This is a genomic window from Aneurinibacillus terranovensis DSM 18919 (assembly GCF_000430625.1).
GTDB classification, from domain to species: domain Bacteria; phylum Bacillota; class Bacilli; order Aneurinibacillales; family Aneurinibacillaceae; genus Aneurinibacillus_B; species Aneurinibacillus_B terranovensis.
Genome location: NZ_KE387172.1, coordinates 147,928 through 163,235, shown reverse-complemented (window position 1 = coordinate 163,235; position 15,308 = coordinate 147,928). Strand labels below are relative to the sequence as shown.

The 15,308-nt window shown below is 45.6% G+C and carries 16 protein-coding genes and 1 pseudogene; 6 read left to right on the top strand and 11 right to left on the bottom strand.

Going from position 1 to position 15,308, the window contains the following annotated elements; translation table 11 throughout:
* Positions 1-81 precede the first annotated feature (81 nt).
* Positions 82-231 (top strand): annotated as a pseudogene (locus H525_RS29720) (transposase); the annotation flags it as partial.
* Between the two features lie 57 nt (positions 232-288).
* Here H525_RS29720 and H525_RS27570 read toward each other — a convergent pair.
* The 4 genes from H525_RS27570 to H525_RS24635 are packed head-to-tail and all read right to left on the bottom strand — an operon-like array spanning position 289 to position 2,372.
* Positions 289-459 carry a gamma-type small acid-soluble spore protein gene (locus tag H525_RS27570; protein WP_155837407.1) on the bottom strand — a complete coding sequence of 57 codons (171 nt, stop codon included), beginning with the start codon at positions 457-459 and terminating at the stop codon, positions 289-291.
* A 56-nt stretch (positions 460-515) separates the two neighbouring features.
* A complete protein-coding gene (locus H525_RS0117580; RefSeq protein WP_027417250.1) occupies positions 516-1,121 on the bottom strand; it encodes a GyrI-like domain-containing protein in 606 nt (201 codons plus the stop codon).
* 50 nt (positions 1,122-1,171) lie between these two features.
* Entirely contained in the window at positions 1,172-1,573 is a 402-nt protein-coding gene (locus H525_RS24640; protein WP_051331136.1) for a hypothetical protein, read from the bottom strand.
* Entirely contained in the window at positions 1,551-2,372 is an 822-nt protein-coding gene (locus tag H525_RS24635; RefSeq protein WP_081413481.1) for an RQC-minor-1 family DNA-binding protein, read from the bottom strand. The genes H525_RS24640 and H525_RS24635 overlap by 23 nt, the downstream gene beginning before the upstream one ends.
* 576 nt (positions 2,373-2,948) lie before the next feature.
* Here H525_RS24635 and H525_RS0117565 point away from each other — a divergent pair.
* The 4 genes from H525_RS0117565 (at position 2,949) to H525_RS26660 (ending at position 6,977) form a co-directional block, all read left to right on the top strand.
* On the top strand, positions 2,949-3,701 hold the full coding sequence (locus tag H525_RS0117565; protein ID WP_027417249.1) for a DeoR/GlpR family DNA-binding transcription regulator: 753 nt from the start codon (positions 2,949-2,951) through the stop codon (positions 3,699-3,701).
* A complete protein-coding gene (pfkB, locus tag H525_RS0117560) occupies positions 3,698-4,612 on the top strand; it encodes a 1-phosphofructokinase (RefSeq protein WP_027417248.1) in 915 nt (304 codons plus the stop codon). The genes H525_RS0117565 and pfkB overlap by 4 nt, the downstream gene beginning before the upstream one ends.
* A 5-nt stretch (positions 4,613-4,617) precedes the next feature.
* The gene (locus H525_RS0117555; protein ID WP_027417247.1) at positions 4,618-6,549 is read left to right on the top strand and encodes a PTS fructose transporter subunit IIABC; all 1,932 of its coding nucleotides are present in this window, start codon (positions 4,618-4,620) and stop codon (positions 6,547-6,549) included.
* A 221-nt stretch (positions 6,550-6,770) separates the two neighbouring features.
* Positions 6,771-6,977 (top strand): SelT/SelW/SelH family protein, encoded by a 207-nt coding sequence (locus H525_RS26660; protein WP_425387738.1) that lies wholly within the window; start codon positions 6,771-6,773, stop codon positions 6,975-6,977.
* A gap of 109 nt (positions 6,978-7,086) precedes the next feature.
* Here the strand turns inward: H525_RS26660 and H525_RS0117545 are convergent, their stop codons facing one another.
* Together H525_RS0117545 and H525_RS0117540 are read right to left on the bottom strand one after the other, a co-directional pair.
* Positions 7,087-8,061 carry a PfkB family carbohydrate kinase gene (locus H525_RS0117545; protein WP_027417245.1) on the bottom strand — a complete coding sequence of 325 codons (975 nt, stop codon included), beginning with the start codon at positions 8,059-8,061 and terminating at the stop codon, positions 7,087-7,089.
* 225 nt (positions 8,062-8,286) lie between these two features.
* On the bottom strand, positions 8,287-9,018 hold the full coding sequence (locus tag H525_RS0117540) for a C40 family peptidase (protein WP_027417244.1): 732 nt from the start codon (positions 9,016-9,018) through the stop codon (positions 8,287-8,289).
* A 240-nt stretch (positions 9,019-9,258) separates the two neighbouring features.
* On the opposite strand from H525_RS0117540, the gene H525_RS0117535 reads away from it, so the two are divergent.
* Positions 9,259-9,696, top strand: coding sequence for an HIT family protein (locus H525_RS0117535; RefSeq protein ID WP_027417243.1), 438 nt, complete (start codon positions 9,259-9,261; stop codon positions 9,694-9,696).
* A gap of 95 nt (positions 9,697-9,791) precedes the next feature.
* Here the strand turns inward: H525_RS0117535 and H525_RS24630 are convergent, their stop codons facing one another.
* From H525_RS24630 to H525_RS0117510, 5 genes are all read right to left on the bottom strand, one after another.
* Positions 9,792-11,756 carry a putative bifunctional diguanylate cyclase/phosphodiesterase gene (locus tag H525_RS24630; RefSeq protein WP_162142515.1) on the bottom strand — a complete coding sequence of 655 codons (1,965 nt, stop codon included), beginning with the start codon at positions 11,754-11,756 and terminating at the stop codon, positions 9,792-9,794.
* Between the two features lie 306 nt (positions 11,757-12,062).
* A complete protein-coding gene (gene lysA, locus H525_RS0117525) occupies positions 12,063-13,388 on the bottom strand; it encodes a diaminopimelate decarboxylase (protein ID WP_027417242.1) in 1,326 nt (441 codons plus the stop codon).
* A gap of 140 nt (positions 13,389-13,528) precedes the next feature.
* Positions 13,529-14,113: a stage V sporulation protein SpoVABEA gene (gene spoVAEA / locus H525_RS0117520; protein WP_027417241.1), complete on the bottom strand. Its 585-nt coding sequence runs from the start codon at positions 14,111-14,113 to the stop codon at positions 13,529-13,531.
* Positions 14,114-14,124: 11 nt separating this feature from the next.
* Positions 14,125-14,538, bottom strand: a complete 414-nt coding sequence (locus H525_RS0117515; protein ID WP_027417240.1) for a stage V sporulation protein AB — start codon at positions 14,536-14,538, stop codon at positions 14,125-14,127.
* Positions 14,531-15,151, bottom strand: a complete 621-nt coding sequence (locus H525_RS0117510; protein WP_027417239.1) for a stage V sporulation protein AA — start codon at positions 15,149-15,151, stop codon at positions 14,531-14,533. The genes H525_RS0117515 and H525_RS0117510 overlap by 8 nt, the downstream gene beginning before the upstream one ends.
* Positions 15,152-15,308 lie beyond the last annotated feature (157 nt).

Sequence of the window (15,308 nt, the reverse complement as noted above, 5' to 3'; positions counted from 1 at the left end):
TCAGAAAAAAGCAGAAGAAACAGCTGCACAGCGCTACCAACTTATTGAATCTCTACTAACCGAGGGCCTTGATGCCGGAAAAGCAAAGAATCCGCATTCCGAAGTGACAGGAAAGCTCTTCGCTTTATCGATCCGGATGCATTGGCCAATGCTTTCCTGCATTGTGAGACACGGAAGGTAGATAAATCTGGATGCATCAGCTTTATGGACCAAAAATATGAAGTCGGACTGATGCCTCGTAACCATCAAAGCCACGAGGTATCATCCATTTACATTGTCCCCTGAAAATTATTTCTTTGGCGGTTCCGGTTGGTTATCAAGAGCCCTGCTTTTGGCCAGCCGAACTGCCTGGGTATCAGTCTCACTTGCAAATTCACTGTCTAGTTTCCCGGGGGACGCCTGATTCGTTTGCTGATGGACACCTTCACGGTTCAAATTAAATTTCACTCGTTTCGACACGGTGATCACCTCCGAAGGTTAGTTTGCCCTGTTTGCAAACATTAGATTCTCTGGAGTTATTGGACCGACTGCCTTAAAATTGTTTTTAATTTTTCCGGGTGAGTTTTTCTTGGATCACTTAGATAAATTTCATGGTGGTGTCCTTTACGACTATACCCGTTCTCGCGAATAAAATCATGGAGTTTCATTATCGTAGGATGTTCATTAGCGTACGGACCTATATACAAAATTTGAGCGGATAAACCCTCGACGTAGCTTTCAAATCTGATTTTTGAAAGCGCTCTTGGATTTTTCTTTTTCTGAGCGACTTCCATTGCAGTCTCAACCATTCCATTTGTGATGTGGTTGGGCTGCATGATCATCATAGTCCATTTCCAGCTATTCTTGTCATCGGGGTCAAATGTATTCATATCATCCGCATACCAGAGACCTTCCAAAGGCAATACCATGTAATCTGTTCCCCTATTTTTAGACAGGAATTTAACTGCATACGATACCGAAAACAATGCTTCCACAGCGTCCTTATAATCTGGTGAAGTATTGGGGTTTCCTGCGCCATCAATCATTACATAGTTCATTTCAGGAACCTCAACCATTATATTTTTTTGTTTCGGGCTATTATAGAGATTTTTCAACTCTTTTTTGTAATCTATTTTTACCATATCCATCCTCCTTCTCAAACTTTCATTAATTACTTCTTCCCCCTGCTTATTCATATTAAGTCAAAAAAATTATCATCCCATGTAATCCCATATGAGAATTCATTCTCGGTATAGCCGGCAATAAAGTAATAAACATCATCCGAACCAGGTAACTGTTCCACAAATGTTTTCTGCTTTATTAACTTATGTTTCTGCCTATTCTGCAACCGGGCTTCCTCACTCCGTTTTATCTGGTTGATGTAATCGGCTGAAAGCTGAATTCCAAGCATTTCAAGTTCATGAAGAGCGCATGCCAGGTCCACACCAAAATGGTTCTTGTACCCTCGTATAATGTTTTTTCCGTTGTAGTTGAGAATCCATTGTTTTGCGGCCTGCAGTCGGCTCGCCCGGTTCAATCGTTTGTGCCGTGGGACAGATGATTTTTTCCTTTTATTCGTCAAACTCGAGCTCATCCCCAACCCCCAATTCCTCTAACCGCTTTTTCTCGCGGCACGCCGGGCATCGTTTAGGCGGAACAAAACCACGCAATTTGAAAAATTTTTCTTCCTCCACGGTAAAAATGAACCGTTCACCACATTCCCAACATTTTAATATTTCAGGTTCGTTAGGCGTGAACTCGAACGCTTTAGTTACCTCCTCTTTCATCTCTGCCATAGCCTTGGTGTTGATTTCTCTTTGTTGCTCAAGATGGTCGATCACTTTTCCGACTATTTGCCGTACTTTTTTGTAATCAGTTTTTTCCCACTGCTTTAGAAATGGAAGGTATTTTATATTCCCTGTGTTTTTGATTTTTTGCAGGAACAGCAGGATCATTCCCCTATTCCTATCCTTTAAATATTCCATGTTTACATCGGTAATCCCGTCGGCTATCCATTGGTCCCATTCATGAAGCAGTTCATCCGCGTATTGGTCCCGTTCGATGGTCCATCCCCGTTCCGTGAAAACAATCATGGGGAGTTTACCGCTATACTGAATTTCCAAGAAGTTATGATCAATCATCCAGTCGATTTTACCCATAATTTCAGCCATCGTCAGTGACCGGAAACAACCGTAAGACGGGTTCTTTTCAAGTCCAAGCTCAAGTAATTTCTTTTCTTTCGAGCCTTTTAGAATTTTGGAAAGAAGAGTCCGTCCTCCTGAAGCGATGATATCATCGGCAGCACGTAAAATAAGGCGAATTTCATTTTGGAACAAAGAAGGATTATTTTCCCACGAAACCAATTCCTGTGATTTCGGTCTGGCGTGTTTCACTCAGCATCGCCTCCATGGTTCAGATTTGATCGCTAATTCTTCTCGATTCATTCGCTTCGCCACCCAGACTTCGTACAGCCTCTACGATTTCGTTGTACCATAAATAATCATGATTCGTACACCAAACTTTCGTTCTGTTTTAAACAAAAAGTCGGACGGTAGCAGGGGATGATCCCCTTCTTGTCCAAAGTTTTCATCCCTCTCTAAAGAAAAAGGGCGTTTTCGCGGCTAATCGTAAATAAGCGGGGAAATAGTTTTTAAGCTTATGATTACTTTGCTGGTCCATGGTTCAGTAATCTTAAAATAAACGCAGGAATCGGTAGCTGAACCTATACTATCTATTATACTCCAAAAACTGTCTTCACAATTTTTAATAATTCTTCACAATCCCTAACTATTTTCGAGCGTTTGTGACATTTTTTGATTATTTATGATTGAAATTAATTGTTTTTAGTTCTATAATTCATTTACAGACGATAAAAACCCTTGTCAGGGTAAACGCTAAACAAAGGCAATAGAACAGTACTAAGCACCTTATAATAACTTTATGCGGACACGAAAGGAGGAGAAGGCCATTTGCTTACACCGGAGCGCCATCTTCTTATACTCTCCTTAGTTCAGGACAAAACGGTTGTGCGAATTCAGGAGCTTGTCGATGCAACCGGTGCTTCAGAATCAACGATTCGGAGGGATTTAAGCGAACTGGAGGAAAAAAAGCTTCTTAAACGGGTACACGGCGGCGCCACATACCTACACCGCAAAATCGAGGAACCTACCATCGGGGAAAAAACGACTAAAAATGACCGGGAAAAGACAGCTATCGGCCGGTATGCCGCCTCGCTGGTGAAGGACAAGGACTGCATTTTCATTGACGCGGGTACAACAACTCTCCATATGGTTCCCTTTCTGTCCGCCGCACATATCATTGCTGTCACGAACGGGCTAAACATAGCGACCGAGTTGCTCGCACATAATATAAAAACCATTCTGCTTGGCGGGGATTTGAAACCGTCTACATTATCAATGATTGGCCCGGGTGCCATTACCGCCGTTCAACAGTACCGGTTTGATAAATGCTTTCTTGGGATAAACGGGATTGATACACGCTTCGGCCTTACCACACCCGATCCTGGCGAAGCCTATATTAAACAGCTGGCCTTGGCCCATTCGGATAAGAGTTATATTCTTTCGGACACAAGTAAGTTTTCACAGGTTACGTTTGCTAAGGTAGCGGATATATCTGAACATACGATTATTACGAATGACGATTTGGATGATTTGCTGCAGGAATACAAACATATGACAAACATCAAAGTGGTGAATTTATGATCTACACACTGACACTAAACCCTTCTCTCGACTACTTTATTCAACTTCCCACCTTCAAAGTTGGCACGATCAACCGTGTCCAGCATGAGTGGAAAAGGCCTGGAGGAAAAGGAATTAACGTTTCGCAGGTGCTTAAAAATCTTGGTACAGAAAGTACAGCATTTGGTTTTATCGGGGGGTTCACCGGGCGATTTATTGAAGACAAGCTTAAAGATGCAGGCATCTCCACACGTTTCCTGCCTGTGGAAGGCGATTCCCGCATTAACATTAAGGCCCAGATACCTGTGGAAACCGAAATATCCGGGGCTTCTCCCGCTATCTCGAAGCAGGATATCGATGCTCTTTTTGACCAGCTTAACAGCCTTACGGAAGGAGATTATCTCGTTCTTTCAGGCAGCGTTCCAGCAAGTGTGGAGCCGGCTATTTATGAGCGGATTATGCGCGCCCTTCGCCCGAAAGGCGTCCGGATTTTTCTCGATGCCCGCGGTGAAGCCCTTCGCAATGGGCTTGCCGAGCAGCCGTTTTTAATCAAACCGAACCACCATGAACTTGGCGAACTGTTTAATGTAAAAATCGAATCACCGGAACAAGCTATCGCGTATGCAAGGAAAACCCTGCCGATGGGCGCCCGGAATGTTATTGTTTCTCTGGCAGGCGCTGGTGCGGTATTTGTCAACGAGACGGAAGCTTATATCGCTCACATTCCAAAAGCCAACCCTGTCAATTCCATCGGAGCAGGTGACTCAGTGGTGGCGGGATTTTTATTCAAACACGCTGGACAAGTACCCATCCCGTCTGCATTTTTATACGCGGTGGCAGCTGGAAGTGCAACCGCCTTATCGGAAGGATTCTGCACGCCGGAAAAAATTGAAGCGTATCTGCCTTCGATTATACTTACAAAGGTGGAATGATAACCATGAGAATTACGGAATTATTGACAACGGATACGATGAAGATGAGTCTCACGACAAACACAAAAGAAAGTGTGCTTGACGAACTAATTGAAGTCCTTCATAAGGGCGGTTATCTTGCTGACAGAGTAAAGATGAAAGAAGCCATCCTCGCCCGGGAAGCGCAAAGCACAACCGGTGTTGGTGAAGGCATTGCCATCCCGCACGCCAAGACGGAGGCCGTGCGGGAACCGCACATCGCTTTCGGACGTTCAAAAGAAGGGGTCGATTACGACTCACTTGACGGGCAAAAAGCTCACCTTTTCTTTATGATTGCGGTACCAAATGGTTCAAACGATACCCACCTGGAAGCATTGGCCCGCCTCTCTATGCTTCTCATGGACGAAGATCTGCGCCAGAAGATTATGCAGGCACTGGATGAACAGGAGATTCTCACCCTGATTACCGAAAAAGAAAACGCTTTATTAGCTGAGGAATCGGGAGAGCCACGACAAGCCGTCCCTGAAAATCAGTCTCCCGCCGCTACTCATCGCGTGAAGATTGTGGCTGTTACCGCCTGTCCGACCGGGATTGCCCATACGTATATGGCTGCCGATTCGCTGAAAAAACAGGCAGAGGCGATGGGGTACGATATTAAAGTGGAGACAAACGGATCGGGTGGGGTTAAAAACCTGCTGACCGAGGAAGACATTGCAAGCGCAACTGCTGTTATCGTAGCTGCAGATAAGCAGGTTGAGATGGAACGGTTCGCGGGCAAGGTGTTAATTGAAGTCCCCGTTGCGGAAGCGATTCGAAATCCAAAAAGGCTGCTCTTGCAGGCAGAAAAACAGGATGCTCCCGTTTATGGCACGAATGCGGGCAAACAGGCAAGCAAGTCGTACCAAGATCAAATTTCCGAATCAAAAGCTGCGCGCAAAAGCAAGCAATCGGCCTTCTACAAGCATTTAATGAACGGGGTATCGAACATGCTGCCTTTCGTAGTAGGCGGCGGGATTATTATTGCCGTTGGCTTTATGTTTGGTATCAAATCGTTTGACCCGAAAGACCCAAGTTTTAACGCGTTTGCCAAGGCTTTGCACGATATTGGCGGAGGAACCGCCTTTGGTTTAATGATTCCCGTTCTGGCCGGATTTATTGCCATGAGTATTGCTGATCGGCCTGGTCTGGCTCCCGGTATGGTTGGCGGGTTGTTAGCGGCTACTTCCGGCGCCGGATTTATCGGAGGGCTAATTGCCGGTTTTCTTGCCGGTTACATCGTCGTAGGACTTAAAAAAATATTTGCCGGCCTTCCTTCCACGCTTGAAGGGATTAAGCCGATGCTGCTGTACCCGCTCTTTGGTATTTTACTTACAGGCCTGTGCATGATCTATCTTATTTCGCCTCCTGTCGCTTATATTAACCAGGCACTCAGCGTTTGGCTGCAAAATATGGGCACTGGAAATGCCGTGATTCTGGGAATCATACTCGGTGCGATGATGGCGTTTGATATGGGCGGACCGATTAATAAAGCGGCCTACACCTTTGGCATCGCCATGATTGCCAATAAAAACTATCTGCCTCATGCGGCGATTATGGCAGCCGGTATGACACCGCCGCTTGGGCTCGCGCTTGCCACGACCTTATTTAAACACAAGTTTACCCCGCAGGAACGGGAAGCCGGAAAAACCGCATATGTACTCGGCGCAACGTTTATTACCGAAGGAGCGATTCCATTCGCGGCTGCAGACCCGACGCGCGTCATCCCTGCAGCAATGCTTGGTTCCGCTGTTGCCGGTGGATTATCGATGTTTTTCAGGTGTACGCTGCCGGCGCCGCACGGAGGAATTTTCGTTCTGCCGGTTGTCGGTAACGTTGGCTGGTATATTGTGTCCATTATTGCCGGAACGATTGTTACGGCCTTAACGGTCAACGCTCTTAAAAAGAGAGTCGAAGAATAAAAGAATAGAAACAAAAAAGGAAGATATCTTCATTCTACCTTAGAATGGAATTCTTCCTTTTTTCTTATTCCCGCTGAAAAATATTCTTCTGATTTACTTTACATTGCATGGTTGCACCTGGTTTGTGTTAAAATTATATATATAGTATAAACTAGAATTTCCCCTATAAAGGAGTGTTGTTTATGCATATCCGTATCGAATACTGCAATATGTGAAACTACCTGCCTAAAGCCATCAGTTTGATGGAAGAGCTTATGCAGGACGATAATTTTCGTTTTGACATCCAGGAGTTCGTTGTTATCCCGTCTAGAGGAGGTGTATTTGAGGTAAGCATGGACGAACAGCTCATCTTTTCGAAAAAGGAGCTGGACCGTTTTCCCAGGGCGGGAGAAGTAAGCGCGGCGATTCGCCAGCAAAGAAACGAATAAAAAAAGCTTGTGGACAGCCAAAAGGAAGGCCTGTCCGAACATCCGGGTATCTCGAAACAAAGATATCGGACGGTCAGCATCCCCCCCTTTTTTTGGCATTCTCCCCTTCTCACAAAGAGCCCAGCCGGGATGTAACTTCTTCGAGGGTCGGCAGCGCGGAAATCGCGCCCCGCTTCGTTGTTGTGAGGGCTCCAACCGTATTGGCAAACCGCACAATGGAATCAAGCCGTTCAAACGTAAGGGTGCCAAACATCTCCTCCACTGTATTTCCCGCCCGGGCCATCTGATATAATATCCCGCCGGTAAATCCGTCTCCGGCGCCGGTTGTATCAACCGCTTGCACCGCGCGGCCTTCTACTTTTCTTGCTTCCCCATCCCAGACGTAGACGCTGCCCTCTTTGCCGTATGTAACAAGCAGCAACCGTACTCCTTTGTTCAGGAAAAAGTCAGCCCCCGCCAGCGGGTCCGTTTCTCCTGTGAGAAACTCAAGCTCTTCCTCACTTACTTTCACCATATCGGCGAGCGATACATGCTCCATGATCACCCGTTTTGCCTCTTCAGCATCTTTCCAGAGAGCCAGGCGCAAATTCGGGTCATAACTGACAAGAACACCTTTTTCCCGTGCCAGTTTGGCCCCTTTCACCGTTGCATTGCGCGACGGGTCACTGATTAATGAAATGGATCCGAAATGGTATATACTCACATCATTAAACATGGCCGCATCGATTTCCTCTTCGCGCAGTAGCATATCGGCTGAAGGATCACGGTAAAAAAGAAAATCTCGCTCCCCGTCCTGCTTCAATGACACAAAAGCAAGCGCTGTTTTTGCTTCGTCCGTCTGCAGCATATGTTGTGTATCCACGCCGATATCCTGCAGTGTATTCTTTAAAAATAATCCGAAGTGGTCCCTGCCTACTTTACCAACGAAAGATGCAGAGCCTCCCAGCCGCGCCACGGCGGCTGCCACGTTTGCGGGAGCACCGCCCGGAGCCTTTTTAAAAGAAGGCACCTCATCAAGCGGCAGCCCGTTCGTTTCAGGTACAAAATCAATCAACATTTCACCCAGTGCCATTACTTTTTTCATAGATTTATTTCCTCCTACTTTTTTCCTCGGTGTCCCATGTATTGAACAGCCTGTATCCGAAAATAATCATACCATAAGTAACGCTTGCACCGAATTGTTACCCTGTTCATATTTCCACGGCTTACGTAAAAATATCAGATCTGACAATGGTACGAAAAAAACAAGGATTCGCCGGATAAAAAAATTATCCTTTGAAAGCCTTGTTTCTTATTTAGCTATTCTTTTTTATAGGTAAAGACTCTTAGCACCTTGATATCTCGGGCGCCAATAGCTGTTGTCCATACTGTAGACTTTTACACCCCGGCTTGTTGTAGCGGAAATAAATTTGTCATTGCCGATGTACATACCAACGTGGCTGATCCCGGATCCATCCGTATTAAAGAAAACGAGGTCACCTGGTTTCGGATTTGATACGGATTTGCCCTGGCTGTACATATCCTTTGCCGTTCGCGGCAGATTTACCCCCTGTTTGCCGTACACATACCGGACAAATCCGGAACAATCGAAGCCCGACTGACTAGTGCCGCCATATTTATAGCGCACGCCAACAAGTTGATTGGCCGTGTTAACAAGATTGGCTGCTGAAGCTCCCTTTGTGTTTGTGGAAGCGGTTTTTAGTGTTTTTGCCTGCTGTGCGGAAACTGTTTTCTTCTCGGATGGGGACAGGCTTTTTGTTAAATATCTGCGGGTATTTGACCCCACAATTCCATCTGCTTTAAGATGGTGGGCCTGTTGAAACGTCTTCACCGCTTTCTCTGTATATGTGCCAAAATAACCTGTTACCTTACCGTATGTATAGAAACCAAGGTTTTTGAGATGCTGTTGGAGTGAGATAACTTCAGTGCCTTTGCTGCCTGTTTTCAGAATCGTGCTGGCCGATGCCTGCGCGGACGCCGCGAAAGGAATTACGCACGCCAGTCCGGCTATAATAAGCGTCTTCTTTACTAAGCCCTTCAAACCTTCACTTCCTCCATTTCTTCTGGTTGATATAAATTATGGAAGCTGATCCATAACCCTTACAAATCATACCGTGTAAATGTAACGATTTTGTAACCAAATTATGATTATCTTATTAAAAAAAATAAAAACCTTTCAAACGATGCCGCCAAAATTATTTCATTAGATGTATGCGCTCCCGATGTCAGACAAATATGGTAAAATAAAAGACAACCATTTACCAAGAAAGGATGACACGAGGTGGCACTACAATCTGATTGTATTTTTTGCAAAATCATTCAAAGTGAGATTCCTTCGGCAAAAGTGTACGAGGATGAACATGTCCTTGCATTCCTCGACATAAGCCAGGTAACAAAAGGACATACGCTTATTATCCCAAAACAACACCACGTTGATTTGTTCGAGCTTCCTTCTGAAACAGCGGCTCACTTGTTTGCAACGGTACCAACGATTGCCAACGCCATACAAAAGGCGTTCCAGCCTACGGGCCTGAATCTGTTAAACAATAACCGAAAAGCAGCGGGACAAACCGTCTTCCACTTTCACATGCATATTATCCCGCGCTATGGGAAAGAGGACGGCTTCGGATTCTTATGGGAAGCGCACGACGGGAAATACACGAGGGAGCAATTACAGGACATTAGCACCGCTATTGCTCAGCAATTGCAAAGTAGCTAGTACATACTTAGAAATCTCAGAAATCACGGAAGGCAGAGGAATTTTATCCATTCCTCTGCCTTCCTGTTTATCACAATAAGCCATCTTTACGTTTTTTATCCTTTTTGAAGAACGGTAAACCATTTCTTCTCTATTTCTTCCACCGAAACAGGCGGGCTGAAAAAATAACCCTGTATATCATCGCACCGCTTCCTATGTAAAAAATCATGTTGTTCCTTTGTCTCTACTCCCTCTGCAATGACCCGCAGATTCAGATTGTGAGCCATATCAATAATTGTTTTTACTATGGAAGCATCCCGGATATCGGTCGAAACCTCCGTTACAAAAGAACGGTCGATTTTGAGCTTATCCAGGGGGAATTTTTTAAGATACGCCAGTGAACTGTATCCCGTGCCAAAATCATCCATGCTAATTTTAACACCAAGGCTTTTTAATTCATGCAGAATAGAAAGGGCCCGCTCAACATTAATAGTCATGCTTTCCGTAATTTCAAACTCCAGGTATTCGGGAGGCAGCTGTGTTTCCATCAGAATTTGCGCAACGTTTTTCGTGAGATCCGGTTGAAGAAATTGGCGAATGGATAAATTAACCGATACAGGAAGCTTCTTAAAGCCGGAGTCGTGCCACGCTTTATTCTGTCTGCAGGCAGTTCTCAGTACCCACTCACCAATCGGCAGAATTAACCCGGTTTCTTCTGCAACGGGAATAAACTGTCCGGGGGGGATTTGGCCCTTTTCCGGGTGGTTCCAGCGTATCAGCGCCTCCATTCTGGTGATTTCACCCGTGTCAATGCTAATCTGGGGCTGATAATATACAACAAACTCATCTCGCGCGATAGCTTTTCGCAAATCATTTTCAATCGCAAGGCTGTAGCGGGTCGTTTCCTGCATCGATGGGGAATAATACATAGCACAATTTCCGTGCTCCTTCGCATGATACATAGCGATATCCGCATGCCGCATAATGGATTCGATTTTCTCCCCTTCAGATGAGATAGCGATCCCAATGCTCACCGTTAAATGAAACTCCTGGTCATCCATAAGAAAAGGGGACTGCATTACCTGGAGAATGCGGTTCACTATGATCTCCGCCTCCTCCTGCTGATGAATTACCGGCAGAAGAACCATGTACTCATCCCCACCGCTGCGGGCCACAAGATTTCTTCTGCGCACGATTCTGCTGAGCCGATCAGCTGCTTCTTCCAGCAACCGGTCTCCCACCGCATGCCCAAGTGTGTCGTTAACAAGTTTAAACCGGTCGATATCAAGAAACATAACCGCCACCCTGTGTCCGCCCTGCTCGCTTGCGGTTAACGATTCCGATAATCTTTCTTTAAAGTACCTCCGATTGGGTAGTTTGGTGAGCGCGTCATGATAAGACATATGTTCAATTAAAGCCGTTGTCTGCTTCTGTTCTGTTATATCCTTAATAATCACATAAATACCGGTAATTTTGCCGCGATAAACAATCGGCACACTTTTCACAGCCACTTGAATGGAATGGCCTGTTTTATGCACGATCGCCAGTTCATAATCGAGCATCTCCCAGGCCAACGTCCTTTTAATATTGCGCATCATTCGTTTCACTTCTTCCGGGGCAACAAAGTCATAACAGGTCCGATTTTTTAACTCCTCAACCGTATACCCGGTTATACGTTCACACATGGCATTCGCATTGATAATATGGCCTCGCCAATTGATGGATAACACACCATCAGGATTATAATCAAACAAGGATTTAAAACGCTGCTCACCTTCCTCAGCGTTTTCAAACAACTCTTTATATTTCTTCCGGTTTTCTTCCAGCACTTGATTCCAGACAATAACCTGTCTTGAATAGTGCCATACAACTAGATAAAACAGGAGAGAAGTTCCTGCAACGAAAACTAAATCCTTCCCGATTTTAAAAAGTAAAGATCTATTCGCATTGACGGCGAATAAATCTATCAATTTATCTGAAAGTAAAACCCATATGATTCCAATGAATAAATATATAATGACAAATTTAAAGGAAATAAAGCGGTTGGACATCCATAATGTAGCAGGTCTACGATTCTCCACTGCGACCCTTCTTTCTCTCCATTTCAGATGGGTTATTTCTCTCATTATACTTGAATAAACGTTTCATGGTAAAGAAAACTTAACTTAATTACATAGGACTAAAATATCCTGTGCAGATGCACTAAATAAGGAAGAAGTCATGCATACGTGTGATATATTACATCAAAAAAATAGCTCATAATCACAATAAAAGTGATACGAGCTATTTTTGATGAATGTTTATTGCGGCACTAAGCGCGGCATATTTCTCATTTGAAATTTTGGCAAATTCGGCCAGTTCTTTATTCACTGGCAGGCTGCATTAGCTTATAAATCCCGGGTGGCAACACACTGGCGCATCCGGTCGTTTTTTATTAAATCATCATACGTTTCCCGCTGCACGACAACCTGAGCCTCTCCATTTTTTACAAATATCACGGCCGGCCGTCGAATCCGGTTATAATTATTCGCCATGGAATAGCCGTACGCGCCTGTGCAGGAAATGGCTAGCAAGTCTCCTGGTCTTGTCTCCGGAAGCTCGCAATCCCATATAAGCATGTCGCCGCTCTCGCAGCATTTGCCGGCAATCGAGACGACGTCCGTCGCTTCATCCCGCCCGCGGTTTGCAAGCATAGCCTCATACTTAGCCTGGTACAGAGCAGGTCGGATATTATCTGTCATTCCCCCGTCAATCGCGACGTACTTGCGGATCCCCGGGATATCTTTAATGGAACCGACTTGATAAAGGGTGGTACCTGCTTCCCCTGCAATGCTTCGACCTGGTTCAATCCAGATGGATGGCAGCGGGTATTCCAAAGCATTGAATTGACTCCGTACCTCATCGGTAATGGCCTTAACATAGTGGCCGAGAGGCAAAGGATCATCCTCTTCTGTGTAGCGAATGCCAAATCCGCCACCCAGGTTTAGCACTTCCGCCGTATAACCGGTTTCGTTACGAACGGTTTGCAGAAATTTGCCAAGTACTTCGACAGCCCCTACAAAGCCTGCGGTTTCGAAAATCTGTGAACCAATATGGGAATGAATCCCCAGCCATTTATAAAACGGTTTATTAAGCGCGTTTTTCACAGCATGAAGCGCCTGGCCATTGGAAATGGTGAACCCGAATTTAGAATCATCCTGCCCCGTCGAAATATAGTCATGCGTATGGGCTTCAATACCCGGGGTAAGGCGGAGCAGAATCGGCACCCGCTTACCGCGCTGATAGGCCAGATCATGCAGGATTTCAAGTTCGAAGAAATTATCGACGACAAAACAGCCAATTCCGGCATCGAGCGCGAAAGCCAGTTCATCCGGCGTTTTATTGTTCCCGTGAAAATGAATTCGCTCTGCGGGAAAACCCGCCTTGAGTGCTGTATACAGCTCACCGCCGGATACAACATCCAGGGACAAACCTTCGTCGGCAATCAGTTCACACATTGCCATGCACAAAAATGCTTTGCTGGCATAAGCCACCTGAAAGGAAAAGCCTGTTCCATTGAAAGCCTGAACGTACGAACGGCATTTTTCCCGAATCAATGCTTCATCATATACATAGAGCGGGGTTCCATATTTTCTGGCCAGTTCCGTTGTATCGCAACCACCGATTTCCAGGTGGCCATATTGATTAATACGGCTGGTTCCGTGTAGATACATCGTTCATCTCCCCTTGTGTGTATCCTAAGACGTTCCGAATTTATAATGAAAGAAAGCAACTGACGATAATTGCGCCAGTTGCCTATGATTTTGAATTTCTTTAACCATATCATAATCCGCCGTCACCGACAATAAGAAGTTCACCTATTCACGTGATACCCGCTGCGGTTCAGGATGATTTCAATCGCCCGCATCGTCACAGGACACTCCCTCGTTCTCCCTTCCCGGCCGCGCATTTTACCGATATCCCCTATCCCTACGATAAAAGGAATATAGAGCATATTAAGCACATCGACAGTATCCCCGATAATATAACGATCCTGGCCAAACTCGATCAGACCCCTTTTGTTCACTCGCTGGTTAACTTCGCGGCAGAAACGATCAAGGCAAACATCTACGTAGACCCCGAGCGCCCCTTCCGTCTTTGAAGCAACGGCCACCGCACCAAGCACTTCAATATCAGGATGCGTGCACACGTAATACATAGCTTTTTCGGCATGGCCCATCTGCGCGTTTCCATTGTCATCGAACATCACCAGCACCGGATCGTTTTCCGCCCGCTTGATGTGGGTTACAATTTGCTCTCCATTGAGCGGAGTAGGGTTGCCCGCGGAACTGGAAATACAGTGTCCGCCAATCTTGCGCGCGATCCCTTCAAGCGTGCGGCGCGCTACATAATCCCCGTCCGTGACAACGATGATTTTCCGTTTTCTTTGCTTTTTCATAGTATGACCCCTTACTTTAGATAAATGAGCCAGTGGAACAAAGAACCCGCCATCTTGCCGAACGCGAGCGCCGCAATAAAGGCCGGAAGATATTCATACATATGGAGGCGTTTTATTAAAATCGGTATCACATTGAGCACTTCCGTCAGGGCTGCAGCCAACAAACCTACGAAAAGGCCTGTAAAAATACCGGGAAGGATCGTCCACACATTCCCCAGATCCATGTGCAGGTTAAACAGGTCAATAACGGTGAAGCATGTAGCCCCTGACACAACGGCCCACTGAAAATATAAAATATATGGACTGGCTTTCGTGATTTGTGTAAGCCGCGGAATTAAGTCCAGTACCGTTAAAAACGCAACAATCCCGCTGCCAACGATTAAACCGCCGCTTACACCAATCAAAATAAGCACAAGATTACTCATCCCGCCTCAGCTCCCGGTTTGTTTCATGGGTCAGTACATATTGGTCAATACTCTGCTGATATAAAAACATTTCAAGTTCCAGCGGGCTTGGCTCATCGTTAAAACGCTTGCGAAACAGGTGGTTGAAAAAAAGCACCATCCCTGCCCCCACCCCAATTGAATAGGAAATTTGCAGGAGCAGTGGATGCTCACTTTTCCTCCCGGTCATCAACTCATAAATCCGTTGATGCGTTCGCAGCATACTTACATCGATATGAAAGTTCATAATAGCGAGCCCTGAACCGATAAATAAGATAATCCAAACAACGGCTATCAGTAAAAAATTAGGTTTTTTCTTTGGCCCTTGCACATAAATAAGGGTTTGTTCCGGGCCGACGCAGTGAACGGATAAGCTGCTGTCGTACGTACGCACAGCATTAATAACATCCATTATATGGATAACATAGCGATTTCCATCTGAGGCGTCCAGCGAGTGAAGCACCAATTCGCGGAGCTCTGCCTCCAGCCCTCCTTCCGCGAGCAAATCAGCAACATCGCGAATACGGATATCCCGGCCTGGTGCAATAATGGCTTTACTGTGGAGTTTCACATAGATTTGTTCACTGCTATCCACCCTGCTCCCTCCTTCCGCGCACAGACCTATTGCGGTCAGTGATGATCAGCTGTTATCACCTTGCACTGCATTTACTATCCATTCCCTATTATGTGGAAAAAGGTCCGCTGCTATTCTATTCCTTTTCGCCTGGTTCGCATCACAGAAAAAAGACCGG